15 protein-coding genes are annotated in these 12,547 nt (G+C 59.0%); 6 read left to right on the forward strand and 9 right to left on the reverse strand.

The genetic code is table 11. The features are described from left to right. Window positions 1–21: 21 nt before the first annotated feature. Both GOX66_RS03035 and GOX66_RS03040 read right to left on the reverse strand, forming a co-directional pair. Complete coding sequence (locus GOX66_RS03035) at window positions 22–453, reverse strand: RDD family protein (protein ID WP_170759478.1); 432 nt, start codon at window positions 451–453, stop codon at window positions 22–24. Window positions 454–519: 66 nt separating this feature from the next. Further along, a complete protein-coding gene (locus GOX66_RS03040) occupies window positions 520–942 on the reverse strand; it encodes a DUF2852 domain-containing protein (RefSeq protein WP_170759480.1) in 423 nt (140 codons plus the stop codon). Window positions 943–1,025: 83 nt separating this feature from the next. On the opposite strand from GOX66_RS03040, the gene GOX66_RS03045 reads away from it, so the two are divergent. From GOX66_RS03045 to GOX66_RS03065, 5 genes are read left to right on the forward strand one after another with little or no spacing between them, the layout of a single operon-like run. Beyond that, window positions 1,026–1,478 (forward strand): nuclear transport factor 2 family protein, encoded by a 453-nt coding sequence (locus GOX66_RS03045; protein ID WP_170759482.1) that lies wholly within the window; start codon window positions 1,026–1,028, stop codon window positions 1,476–1,478. Further along, complete coding sequence (locus GOX66_RS03050) at window positions 1,475–4,264, forward strand: [protein-PII] uridylyltransferase family protein (RefSeq protein ID WP_170759484.1); 2,790 nt, start codon at window positions 1,475–1,477, stop codon at window positions 4,262–4,264. Before GOX66_RS03045 ends, GOX66_RS03050 begins: the two co-directional genes overlap by 4 nt. Further along, complete coding sequence (locus GOX66_RS03055; protein ID WP_170759486.1) at window positions 4,251–4,523, forward strand: hypothetical protein; 273 nt, start codon at window positions 4,251–4,253, stop codon at window positions 4,521–4,523. Before GOX66_RS03050 ends, GOX66_RS03055 begins: the two co-directional genes overlap by 14 nt. Window positions 4,524–4,561: 38 nt before the next feature. Continuing rightward, the gene (locus tag GOX66_RS03060) at window positions 4,562–5,764 is read left to right on the forward strand and encodes an RSP_2647 family RNA methyltransferase (protein WP_170759488.1); all 1,203 of its coding nucleotides are present in this window, start codon (window positions 4,562–4,564) and stop codon (window positions 5,762–5,764) included. Next, on the forward strand, window positions 5,761–6,303 hold the full coding sequence (locus GOX66_RS03065) for an RSP_2648 family PIN domain-containing protein (protein WP_170759490.1): 543 nt from the start codon (window positions 5,761–5,763) through the stop codon (window positions 6,301–6,303). Before GOX66_RS03060 ends, GOX66_RS03065 begins: the two co-directional genes overlap by 4 nt. A gap of 64 nt (window positions 6,304–6,367) precedes the next feature. Here the strand turns inward: GOX66_RS03065 and GOX66_RS03070 are convergent, their stop codons facing one another. The 7 genes from GOX66_RS03070 to GOX66_RS03100 all read right to left on the reverse strand — a co-directional run bounded on the left by GOX66_RS03070 (window position 6,368) and on the right by GOX66_RS03100 (window position 11,748). Then, on the reverse strand, window positions 6,368–7,060 hold the full coding sequence (locus tag GOX66_RS03070) for a M48 family metallopeptidase (RefSeq protein ID WP_170759492.1): 693 nt from the start codon (window positions 7,058–7,060) through the stop codon (window positions 6,368–6,370). A gap of 81 nt (window positions 7,061–7,141) precedes the next feature. Further along, window positions 7,142–7,438: an antibiotic biosynthesis monooxygenase family protein gene (locus GOX66_RS03075; RefSeq protein ID WP_170759494.1), complete on the reverse strand. Its 297-nt coding sequence runs from the start codon at window positions 7,436–7,438 to the stop codon at window positions 7,142–7,144. A 170-nt stretch (window positions 7,439–7,608) separates the two neighbouring features. Next, entirely contained in the window at window positions 7,609–8,793 is a 1,185-nt protein-coding gene (locus GOX66_RS03080) for a vWA domain-containing protein (protein WP_170759496.1), read from the reverse strand. Between the two features lie 3 nt (window positions 8,794–8,796). Further along, window positions 8,797–8,967: a hypothetical protein gene (locus tag GOX66_RS03085; protein ID WP_170759498.1), complete on the reverse strand. Its 171-nt coding sequence runs from the start codon at window positions 8,965–8,967 to the stop codon at window positions 8,797–8,799. After that, window positions 8,964–10,340: a DUF2927 domain-containing protein gene (locus tag GOX66_RS03090; RefSeq protein WP_170759500.1), complete on the reverse strand. Its 1,377-nt coding sequence runs from the start codon at window positions 10,338–10,340 to the stop codon at window positions 8,964–8,966. Before GOX66_RS03090 ends, GOX66_RS03085 begins: the two co-directional genes overlap by 4 nt. Further along, window positions 10,337–10,786: a GNAT family N-acetyltransferase gene (locus tag GOX66_RS03095; protein ID WP_473773007.1), complete on the reverse strand. Its 450-nt coding sequence runs from the start codon at window positions 10,784–10,786 to the stop codon at window positions 10,337–10,339. Before GOX66_RS03095 ends, GOX66_RS03090 begins: the two co-directional genes overlap by 4 nt. A gap of 116 nt (window positions 10,787–10,902) precedes the next feature. Next, window positions 10,903–11,748 (reverse strand): AAA family ATPase, encoded by an 846-nt coding sequence (locus tag GOX66_RS03100; protein ID WP_170759502.1) that lies wholly within the window; start codon window positions 11,746–11,748, stop codon window positions 10,903–10,905. A gap of 371 nt (window positions 11,749–12,119) precedes the next feature. On the opposite strand from GOX66_RS03100, the gene dksA reads away from it, so the two are divergent. Beyond that, window positions 12,120–12,542, forward strand: coding sequence for an RNA polymerase-binding protein DksA (dksA, locus tag GOX66_RS03105; RefSeq protein WP_068332636.1), 423 nt, complete (start codon window positions 12,120–12,122; stop codon window positions 12,540–12,542). Window positions 12,543–12,547 lie beyond the last annotated feature (5 nt).

Here is a 12,547-nt window from a genome sequence, read left to right on the forward strand (position 1 = left end):
AGTGATTCAAGGCGCGGATTTTTAGGCCCGCTGGTTGATCATCACCGTTCCAAGGAACGAGTCCGTCAAACCCTGTCCACGTGCGCTGGCCAGCATCATGATGACCGAGATGATTTGGACCACAAAGAAGGTCATGCTGACAAAGTAACCGGCTGTGTGGGCCACTGCCTTGCCCAGATCCATGCGGGCTCCGAATGAGTCGCGCAGTTCGATGCCCATAAAGCGCATGCCGAGTGTGGCCGAGCCGTTCGCAATGGTGACTACCCGGTAGACAAAGCTGATCACCCCGTAGATCAGCGCCAGTACGAAGAATCCCATGCCGAAAGTCAGCAGGATCGCCACGGTACACAGCAGCGAGATGAAAGCGATGTCGAACAGCCATGCGACAAAGCGTTTGGTAGCCACTGACTGATAGAATTCAGGCTGGCTGTCGGGGTCGGGCAGGTGGGTCATAAAGTGAAATCCGAGTAATTGTCTGAGGTAACCCTGTCCCGAAAGACGGGACAGGGCAAGGCTGGATCAGGCGCGGTCGCCGTTATCGGCCTCATCGCGGTTTTCGCGGGCGCGTTCGTCCATGAACTGGTCAAACTCTGCTTTGTCCTTGGCATCGCGCAAGCGGCGCAGAAAAGCCTCGAAATCCTGTTGTTCGCGCTCCAGTCGAGCCAGGGTGTCGGCTTTGTAGGCGTCAAAGGCGCTGTTGCCCGACGGCTTCATTGCGCTCATGTGGCTTTGCCAGGATTTGCGACGGCTACAGGACTTGCTGAACATGCGTTTGCTCCAGATCAGATAGGCCAAAAGGGCCAGGCCTACCGGCCAGAAAAAGATGAAACCAAGGACCATAACGGCGATCCAGGCCCCTTTGCCCTTGTCGTCAAGCCAGGATTCGGCACGGGAAAACCATCCCGGATTTTCGGGGACGGCGTGGTCGGACAATGCGGTCATTTGGGTTCTCCGGGTTGATGTAAATTGCGTTTACATTGTCTAGATGGGGTGGCCCGGGCGGGATACAAGGGGGTAATGTGAAAATGATTTACATTTCTGGAAACGCAGCGGTTGACCTTACCCCGGAACGGGCGCACTTTCCGCCTATGCAACATGTAGAAAACACCTCTCCGCCGGCACTTGATGATATCCTGAGTCTTGAAAAGCAGGTCTGGCAGGCTCTGGTCGATGGCAATAGCGCCGCGGATCGGGCGCTGTTGAGCACGGATTTCCTTGGGGTGTACCCGACGGGTTTCGCTAATCGGGACGAGCATGTCGGGCAGTTTGCCGACGCCCCGACGATGGCCCGCTATGAGTTGAGCGAAACGCGGCTGCGGGTGCTGACCTCTGAGGTTGTGCTGCTGTCTTACCGCGCGGACTATCAGCGTCCGGGCGCGGAGAAGTGGGAGGCGATGTTGATTTCGTCCCTTTGGGAACGCCGGCACGACGTTTGGGTCAACAGTTTTAGTCAGGACACGCCGCTGGAGGGCAAATGACCGGACCTCTCGCTGTTCTCCGCGCGCCGCGCGCTTTTGATCCGTCACTGGGCGAGGACGCGCGTGCTGCCGTGCCGGATATCGCGCCGGAACAGGGGGAACTGATTGCCGGTGCTGCAGGTTCCAGCCCCTACCTCAAAAGTCTGATTGATCAAGAGAAAGTCTGGTTGCCGCAGGCACTGGCGCAACCGGATCAGGCGCTGGCAGATGTGATGACGGACGCGCGCGTGTTGCAGCCGGATCAGTTGAAGCCCGGACTGCGGCAGGCCAAGCGACGCGTGGCGCTGCTGACCGCTCTGGCTGATCTGTCGGGGGCGTGGCCTTTGGAAAAGGTGACGGCGGCTCTGACGGACTTCGGGGCATTGGCGGCGGATGTGGCCGCCAAGGCCGAGATCGTGGCGCTGATCCGGCGCGGCAAGCTGCCGGGCATGGGGCCGGATGACGTCGAAACCGCCGGTGGGATGATCATTCTGGCCATGGGCAAGATGGGCGCGCACGAGCTGAACTACAGTTCGGATATCGACATGATCGTGTTGTTCGACGAGACCCGGTTTGATCCTGATGATTTCTATGACGCGCGCCATGGCATGGTGCGGGCCACACGCAATTTCTGTGCCACGCTCAGCGACAAGACCGCCGATGGTTATGTATTCCGTACTGATCTGCGGCTACGACCCGATCCCGCGGTGACACCGGTCTGCATGGCAGCTGAAGCCGCCGAGCGCTATTATGAAAGCCTTGGTCGCACATGGGAGCGTGCCGCCTATATCAAGGCGCGCCCCTGTGCCGGGGACTTCGCCGCCGGACAGCGCTTTCTGGACACGCTGCGCCCCTTTGTCTGGCGTCGTCATCTGGATTTCGCGGCCATTCAGGACGCTCATGACATGCGATTGCGCATTCGCGAGAACAAAGGCACCGGGGGTGCTCTGACCATTCCGGGCCACGACATGAAGCTGGGGCAGGGTGGTATTCGCGAGATTGAATTCTTTACCCAGACCCGCCAGCTGATAGCCGGAGGGCGTGATCCGGATCTGCGCGTGCGGGGTACGGTGCCCGGTCTGGCTGCGCTTGCCAGGAAAGGTTGGGTTCCACAGGATGTCGCCGACAAGTTGACCGATCACTACCGTGCTCACCGCGAGGTCGAACATCGCATTCAGATGGTGCATGACGCTCAGACCCATAAGGTACCGAAATCACAGGACGGGATCGAGCGCGTCGCCTGTCTGATGGGGATCGACAGTGCCAAGCTGACCGCCGACCTGACCCGCCGTCTGACCGAAGTGCATGAACTGACGGAAGGCTTCTTTGCACCCGGCTCCTCGACGCCCGCACCGTCGCGTGAGGCGGATTTCGATCAGAACGTGCTGGCCCGCTGGCCCACTTATCCGGCTCTGCGTTCGCAGCGTGGTGCGCGGATTTTCGAGAGGCTCAAACCCGAACTTCTGTCGCGCCTTTCCAAAACCGCGCAACCGGATGAGGCGCTGCGGGCGTTGGATGGATTTCTGTCGGGCTTGCCCGCAGGCGTGCAATTGTTTTCCCTATTCGAAGCAAACCCGCACCTGATCGACCTGCTGGTCGATATCGTGGGTACGTCGCACGCATTGGCGGCACATCTGTCGCACAACGCCGAGGTGTTCGACGCAGTGATCGGCGGTAGTTTCTTTGACGAGTGGCCGGGTCAGGCGGCGTTGCAGGCCGAGCTGTCACAGGCGTTGGAACAGGAGACTGACTACGAGACCCAACTCGATTTCGCTCGCCGCTGGTGCAAGGAATGGCATTTCCGCATCGGCGTTCACCACCTGCGCGGGCTGATTGACGGGGTGCAGGCCGGGCGGCAATACGCGGAACTTGCGGGTGCGGTCATCGCCGCGATTTTGCCTTGTGTGACCGATCAATTTGCGCGGAAACACGGGCCCGCGCCGGGACGGGGCGCAGCCGTGTTGGGCATGGGCTCGCTTGGGGCAGGGCGAATCAATTCGCAATCCGATCTGGATATGATTGTCATCTACGACCCGCTTGATCAGGACATGTCAGACGGTCCACGCCCGCTGGCCACTCGTACTTATTACGCGCGGTTTACACAGGCGCTGATCACCGCACTGTCGGCACCGATGTCACAAGGTCGGCTTTATGAGGTCGATATGCGCTTGCGCCCCTCGGGCAACCAGGGGCCGGTGGCGACAAGCTGGGCCAGCTTTACCAACTATCAGCGCAACGAAGCCTGGGTGTGGGAGCACCTCGCCCTGACCCGCGCCCGCGTGGTCACCGGAGACACCGAATTGGCGCAGGATATCGAATCCTTCCGCGACGAGTTCCTTTTGCAATCTCAGGACCGCCGGAAGGTACTGCGCGAAGTGGCCGAAATGCGTGCCCGCCTTGCTGCGGCAAAGTCGCCCGCAGGCATTTGGGATGCCAAGAACGGTCCCGGTCGGATGATGGATATCGAACTGGCCGCCGAAACTGGCGCGTTGTTGTCCGGTGTAACTCAGCGCAATGTTCATGCCGGGCTGGATGGTGCTGTCGCAGCCGAATTGCTGGACGTCGCTCAGGCGCAGACGCTGAAGGACTGTTACGACCTATGTTGGTCCGTGCAATGCGCAGCACGGTTGCTGTCCGGGAAGGTCATCGAAGCCGACAAGATCGGCGAGGGCGGTTCGGCCTTTCTGTGCCGGGCCACGGGGTTCGAGCAGGTCGAACATTTGCAAGCCGCGCTGCAAGAGAGTTACAGCACCGCCGCTGGGATTATCGGCCGCGTGATCAAGGAGGGTGAAGATGGCGCGCAGTGACGATCCAAACGATCACAAGGGCCTGATCCGCGAGGCGTATCGCATCGAGGGCATCACGCTGCCGGAATGCCGCAGTATCTTTCTGGACTGGGCGCTCAGCCTGCCTGCGGACAGGAATCAGGCGCAGGCGCTGACAGAACTGCATGCGTCTTACTCGGCGCTAGACGCGGACCACCCGATGACTCAGGTGCTGGCCGAGAGCCTGCAATCCGCTCAGGCTCCGAAACGGCGCGGCGGCTGGCGATCCCGGCCGCGCTAGGGCTTTCCCCCCGACGTGTTCATCACTATGAGGGCGTCATGACCCAAGTCACCAATCGCCCCCGTATCCGTCTGAAGCCCAAAGCCAATGCGCGCGGACTGCGCCATGGATTTCCTTGGGTCTATGCCAACGACATCGTCACCGACCGCCGCACCCGCAAGATCGCGGCGGGAGAACTCGCGATACTAGAGGATGAGAAACGCGCGCCCATCGCGCTGGTTGCGGTCAATCCCGAGTCCAAGATCATGTGCCGGGTGCTCGACTGTGACCTGGATGCGCAGCTGACCGCCGAGTGGTTCGAAACCCGCCTGCGCCGTGCGCTGGAGATGCGCGAACGCCTGTTTGATGCGCCGTATTACCGCCTGATCCACGCCGAGGCTGATGGCTTTCCCGGTGTTATCATCGACCGATTTGGTGATGCCTGCGTGATCCAGCCCAACGCCGCCTGGGCCGAGACGCATCTGCAGACCCTGACCGAAGCGCTGGTTACCGTCACGGGCGTGACGACTGTGCTGAAAAACGCGTCGGGCCGTACGCGAGGTCTTGAAGGCCTGGACGACGTCAATCAAATCTTGCGCGGTATTGTACCCGATGCGCCGCTGCCAGTGCCAATGAACGGAGCGACCTATATGGCTGATCTGACTGGTGGCCAGAAAACCGGCCTGTTCTATGATCAGCGCCCCAACCATGCCTTCGCCGCGCGGCTGGTTCAGCCCGGCGCTCAAGTGCTGGACGTGTTCAGCCATGTGGGTGGATTCGGACTGGCGATGCTCGCGGGCGGCGCTGGGCAGGCATTGTCGGTTGACGGATCGGCCGCAGCTCTGGAACTGGCTGCACAAGGGGCGCAGGCGTCGGGCTTTTCGGACAAGTTCCAGACCCGTCAGGGAGACGCCTTTGACGTGCTGACCCAATTAGGCGAGGAAGGTGCGCGTTTCGATGTGGTGATCTGTGATCCGCCCGCCTTTGCACCCTCGAAACAGGCGCTGGACGCGGGCCTTCGCGCCTATGAACGCATTGCCCGATTGGCTGCGCCGCTGGTAAAGCCGGGCGGCTATCTTGGCCTTTGCTCCTGTTCACATGCCGCCGATCTGGGACGGTTCCGCGATGCGTCCTCGCGCGGGATTGGCCGGGCAGGGCGGCAGGCGCAGCTGATTCACACGGGCTTTGCTGGTCCCGATCACCCGCAATTGCCGCAACTGGCCGAGAGCGGCTACCTAAAAGCCGTGTTCTACCGGTTGTGAAGGCAGTTCTGGATACCTGCGTCATTTACCCCACGGTGATGCGAGAGATGCTGCTGGGCGCCGCCAGACTGGGTCATTTCACGCCTGTTTGGTCCGCCCGTATTCTCGAAGAATGGGCCCGGGCCGCGCGTAAGCTTGGCCCGGAGGGAGAAGCGCAGGCCCGCGCTGAAATTGCGCTGACACAAGCGCATTGGCCCGGCGCTGAACACCCGCCGGCACCGGGTATCGAACAACGACTTTGGTTGCCTGACAGTGCCGATACCCATGTGCTGGCAACGGCTGTGGCCACCTCGGCGGACGTGATCGTTACCGTCAACGCCAAGGATTTTCCCAGAAATATCCTGTCCGAAGAGGGGCTGGATCGTCGCGATCCTGACGGCCTGCTGCACGGTTTCTGGCTAGCAGAGTCCGAAGGTATGACTGATATCGCCACCCGTGTTCTGGCCGAGGCCAACCGGCTATCCGGCGATCAATGGACCCTGCGCGCGCTGATGAAAAAAGCCCGCTTACCGCGACTGGGTAAGGCCCTCACCATCTAAACTGTCTCGATTTCACTTGGCCAAGAACTCCTTGGGGAGTGCGAGAGTCCAGCCCCTCGCTGCGCTACCTGTCCGCCGCACCCCAACGCTGTTCCAGTGCCTCCAGCGCAGCAATGCGTTCGTCGGTTTTCGGATGGCTCATCAACCAAGCGGGAACAACGCCCGCGCGCTGCTGCGTCAGATCTTCGAGCTTGTGAAACAGTGATTTCTGAGGCCCGATTCCAATCCCGGCTTTAGTCAGCAATGCGGCTGCATATTCATCCGCCTCATACTCATCCCCCCGCGACAGGCGCGAGGCGAGAAGGTGAGTCAGCATATTGGCTATCCAAGCACCGATGAAAGGAATGAAGCGGTTCAGCAGCATCATCAACGCTGCCCGCAGCGCATTCTGACCGGAAAAGTCGATCATCCGCTTTCGCGCATGCCCCAGCGCCACATGTCCCAGTTCATGTGCGATAACGCTGGCCATTTCCTCGGCCGAAACCTCTCCGTTATTGAACTTGCGATAGAACCCGCGGGTAATAAAAATCCGCCCGTCCGGCGCGGCCAGCCCGTTCACCGGGTCGATCTCGTAAATGTAGACAGGCACCCGGTCGATCTCGAGCGCTGCCGCCAGCCGGTCGGTCATGCGTTTCAGCGCTGGGTCGGCCAGTTCGGTGGACTTGGCATCCAACTCGCGATGTGTGCGCCAGACGGATATCCGGTACATGACAACGGCGTAAGCAATGGCCAGCAAAATAGGGGTTAAGCGAAGCATGCTTTAGATATGGGCGTACGACCCGGTCAGGGCAACACAAAACCTCTGATTGACGGCAGGTTGAACTGAAGGTGATAGAAATCAGGCTTCGACCAAATCGTAGTGTTTTATCGATCTGCTTTCGACCAGTTCAGCTTCGGCAGGGTCGATATGCGGGCTTGCATAATCCTCACCGACGAAGGCTTTCAGTGCGTCAAGACTCTCCCACACCATCACAAAGCTGAATTCTCTGGGGGTTTCTTTTCGCGGCGCACCAGGCAGAACGTTCACGATGCCCTTGGTGCCTTTCATAAGCGGAATAGCCGTTTCACGGAAAAACCTGCCAAACTCTTCTTCTTTACCGGGGCGCGTCACAACCTGAAAAATTCGAATGATCATAATCAGTACCTTTCCGACAAATTTGAATGGTACATCCTACCACGGTCCGCGCTGCGCCCGGAATTCCCAGACTCTACCGCGTCATTACCCGATGAGTGCGCCAGAAGGATATCCGCTGCATCTCAAGGGTATAGGCAATCGCCAATCACGTATGAGCGGGTGAACCGGGATCACCGCGTCAGTTCGCGCATCCCCTGTTCCAGTCCGGCCAGTGTCATCGGTACCATGCGATCCTCGAATATCTCCTGGATCATGCCGATGGAGTGGGTGTATTCCCAATACTTCTCGGGCACCGGGTTGATCCACAGGTTTGACGACCATTGATCCCGTGCGCGTTGCAGCCAGACTTGTCCGGCCTCCTGATTCCAGTGCTCGTTCGCGCCGCCGGGATAGGCGATCTCGTAGGGGCTCATCGAGGCATCCCCGACGAAAATGCATTTGTAGTCTGGGCCGTAGGTTCGCAGAACTTCGTGGGTTGGCGTCTGCTGGTCCCAGCGGCGGCGGTTGTCGCGCCAGACGCCTTCATAAAGGCAGTTGTGGAAGTAGTAATATTCCAGATGCTTGAATTCGGACCGGGCCGCCGAGAACAGTTCCTCGACCACCTTGATATGCGGGTCCATCGAGCCACCCACGTCGAGAAACAACAACACCTTGACCGCGTTGTGACGCTCGGGCCGGGTTTTGACGTCAAGATAGCCGTGTTCGGCGGTGGCACGGATGGTGCCGTCCAGATCCAATTCCTCTGCTGCGCCCTCGCGCGCCCAGCGGCGCAGGCGTTTCAAGGCCACCTTGATGTTGCGCGTACCCAGTTCAACTGTGTCGTCTAAGTTTTTGAATTCACGCTTATCCCAGACTTTGACCGCGCGTTGATGGCGGCTTTCTTTCTGGCCGATGCGCACGCCTTCGGGGTTGTACCCATAGGCCCCGAACGGAGATGTCCCGGCGGTGCCGATCCACTTGTTGCCGCCCTGGTGGCGGCCTTGCTGTTCCTTAAGCCGTTCGCGCAAAGCCTCCATCAGCTTGTCAAAGCCGCCAAGGGCCTCGATTTCGGCCTTTTCTTCCTCGGACAGGTGCTTTTCGGCCATCTTGGCAAGCCAGTCGGCCGGGATATCGACAGCCTCAAGCACCTGTTCGAAACCGATCTCGTCCAGCCCTTCGAAACTGGCGGCAAAGGCGCGGTCGAACTTGTCGATGTTGCGTTCATCCTTCACCATCGAAACGCGGGCGAGGTAGTAGAACGCCTCGACATCATAAGTTGCCAGCCCCTTCTTCATGCCTTCCAGAAAGGTCAGATATTCACGCAACGATACGGGAATGCCTGCTTTGCGGAGGTTTTCGAAAAAGGGGAGGAACATCAATCATACCACCAGACGCACAAGGATCAGGGACAGGATCAACCCGACCAGCGCAAAGGCGATACCGTAACCGGCGGCGTATTGGGCCATATCCGCCCCGCTGCCATTGCGTTTGCGCGCTGTCAGCGCACCAAGGATCGCCCCCAGTAACGCCATTCCCAGAACCACTATCATCTTTTCGCTATTTGCCTCTCGTTTTCCGGAGTGTTTTCCGCAGTTTCATGCATCAGCGACCGGACCACTGTATCCGAGCCAAAGCCGTACCGCGCCCACCCCAGACTGTCCAGCCTGACGGAACGTGCCTGGTTGAGGCGACCGGCCTGCGACAGCGCCTCGGATTTCAGCAACAACAGCGTGGCAAGCTGCGAGGCGTTTTCAGCCTTTGTCATTACTTCGATGGCGTTGTCCAGATCGGGCAGAATCGCAGGGCCTCTGCCCTGTGCCAGGGCATAGGAAGCCGTTTGGGTTGTCACATAGGCCTGATGCACTTCGGTTCCGGGCGTCGCGCGCAGAAATTGCATGGCTATCTCATAGTTTTGCAGCGCTTTCTGAGGGTCTTCGAACTGGTTCATACGACCCAGCACATAATGCGGATAGGCGCGGCGGTGGTCAGTCCAGCCCTGTTCTTTCCCGATCCGGGCAGCCCTTTCAGCGGAACTCAGGCGGCTTTGCGTGCTTCGATTGGCCCGCAATGAATTTTGAACCGCATTTATCCATTTGCGCGGTGTTTCTGAGTTCGGTTGAACTGGCAGGGTGTCTCCGCGCGGGTTCAGGCGGCTAAGTACGCCTGGTATAACGGCCTCGACCTGTTCGCGGGTCATACCGCTGCGTAATTCGGGCGCATAGGCTGCGCGCAGGATCAGCATATCAAATCCGGTCAGAACCGTGTGGATGTTATCGTCGTTGAACACCGAATCCGGCAGGTGATACAGATCGTTCAGCGGCCCCAGTGCCTGCGCGATCTCTTCGTGCAGACAGTCGCGTTTCTCCTGCGGGCTGACGTCGTAAGGAATGAAGATGCCCAAGTGCTCGCGGTTTCGCAGCCGGGTCCAGCTGCTCTTTTGTTTGCGCCGGTCGCGACGATACTCTTCGAAGCTTGAGGAATTGGGCACGACGAAACAGGCCGCTTGCGGCAGGATTTCATGGATCTGCTCCTGGCTGACGGCTTCGATGGTAATGTTTGCCTGACCTTCCTGGATTTGGCTGATGTCGATCCCGGCCTCGCGTTGCAGACGGGTCAGCAACCGGGTCAGATCTCGTTGCATCGAAGCCGTTGGCAAACCTGTCAGCCGTACCGTGATCGGAGTTTCAAATCGCGTGAAAATCGGCAGTTTCGCGCCACCTTCCAGCGCAAAATGGAGCGAAACAAAGTCAGCCCCGATATTCGCATTCGATCTGGCCGGGGCGCGCGGGGACGAGCGGGTGAAAGCCTTGGGTGGGGGTAGTGTTTCCTCGATCGCCTGAACTCTGGTCGAAATTTCCGTCGGCTCCACCGACGCGCATCCGGCCAATGCCAGGCCTGAAAGGATCACCACCCATCGCATCATGGGCGCTGATATCGGATGAATGGCGTTTGCTTGCCGATGCGGTCATAGAGCTTGCGGGCGGTATGGTTGAAATCCTGCGTCAGCCAGTAGACCGACGGTGCGCCTTTCCTGTCAGCCTCGTCGTATACGGCTTGAATAAGCGCGCGCCCGACACCGGTTCCACGAGCCTCGGGCCGGGCGTAGAGGTCTTGCAGATAGCACACGGACTCCACCTTCCACGCATGGCGGTGAAACAGATAGTGGGTCAGGCCAACCAATTGACCGCCAGTTTCCGCCACAAAGCAGAAAAAGTCGTTCGGATCGTCCCCCAGCAAGCGTGCAAAGGTGCTGTCGTAGACATCATCCGGAACGGTTGTTTCGTAAAAGGCCAGATAATCCCGCCACATGTCCGACCATTCAGCCCGGTCTTCGGGCCGCAACGCCCGGATCTTCAGAGTATCAGCCAACAGAGTGCCCCGTCTTACCACGCCAAAAAACGCCCGGCGAAACCGGGCAGTCACCAGGCAATGCTGACATCCGGTCCCCCACATGGCAAGCAGCGATCAGCGGATGTTCAATTATCTCAGCGTTTGCCGCGCGCCATAAAGGCCAAACGCTCAAACAGATGGACGTCCTGCTCGTTCTTCAACAGAGCGCCGTGCAGCCTGGGCAGAGCATTGGCGCCGTCCCGCCTGAGGTCCTCAGCAGTCAGATCTTCGGCCAGCAACAGCTTTAACCAATCCAGCACTTCGGATGTGGATGGCTTTTTCTTCAACCCCTGTGTCTCGCGGATTTCGTAGAACTGGGTCAGAGCCGTGGTCAGCAACGCATCCTTGATGCCAGGGTGGTGTACTTCGACGATGCGACGCATGGTGGCCTCGTCAGGGAAGCGGATGTAGTGAAAGAAACACCGTCGCAGAAACGCGTCCGGCAGTTCCTTTTCGTTGTTCGAGGTGATGATCACGATGGGTCGGTTCTTGGCCTGGATCGTCTCGCCTGTTTCGTAGACGTAGAACTCCATCTTATCGAGTTCCTGCAGCAGATCGTTGGGGAACTCGATATCGGCCTTGTCGATTTCATCAATAAGCAGAACGACCTTTTCGTTTGCCTCAAAGGCCTGCCACAGCTTGCCTTTGCGGATATAGTTCGACACGTCGTGCACACGCTCTTCGCCCAACTGACTGTCGCGCAGGCGGCTGACGGCATCGTATTCGTACAAGCCCTGTTGCGCACGAGTGGTCGATTTGACGTTCCACTCGATCATCTTCAGACCCAGTGCACCCGCTACCTGCTTGGCCAGCTCGGTCTTGCCGGTTCCGGGTTCGCCCTTGACCAGCAGGGGACGTTCCAGCGTCACGGCGGCATTCACTGCAATGGTCAGATCGTCCGTGGCAACATATTCTGCTGTCCCTTTGAAACGTGCGGTCATCGGCCCCTCGTCTGGTTTCGCGCAAACTGTGGTGTCCGGGTTACAGAGGCGCGATCATTTTGACAAGCGGGGCCGTCACGTCGCGCGGTGCGAATTTCGCAACGAGTCCAGTCCATTCTGCTTGATTCGCCCGTAATCGGATGCCGCCTTGGTTGTGGGTTGCCCTGAAATGGCCTGACATTTTCCATAGAAAAACAAGGTTTTGTTGTTATATGTCTCATATTTAGACAAGTCGGAGTAACGGGGCGCCAGCGCTACGTTTGTGTAGTGACATTCTCACGCGTCTCGGATACACGCTCCGCAGAAGGGAGTGCCAAATGTCAGGTGATACCATCGCGACCGACGTTTCTGGCCATACCGAGGGAGCAAATATGAAGCAGGAAGTTTTTCTGCCTGAGGATTATCGTCCAGCCGAAGACGAACCATTTATGAATGACAGGCAGTTAGAGTATTTTCGCCGTAAGCTGCTGGACTGGAAAAACGAGCTTTTGGCGGGCAGCCGCGACACGATTGAAGGGTTGCAGGACAACACCCGAAACATTCCGGACGTCGCAGACCGCGCAAGCGAGGAAACCGACCGCGCGTTGGAGTTGCGCACCCGCGACCGTCAGCGCAAGCTGGTTGCCAAGATCGACTCGGCTCTGCGCCGCATCGAGGAAGGCGAATACGGCTATTGCGAGATGACGGGCGATCCGATTTCGCTGAAACGTTTGGATGCGCGCCCGATCGCGACCATGACGCTTGAAGCGCAGGAACGTCACGAGCGTCGCGAGAAAGTCCACCGCGACGATTGATCGCT

The sequence above is a fragment of the Ruegeria lacuscaerulensis genome, from assembly GCF_013031245.1.
GTDB lineage: Bacteria > Pseudomonadota > Alphaproteobacteria > Rhodobacterales > Rhodobacteraceae > Ruegeria > Ruegeria lacuscaerulensis_C.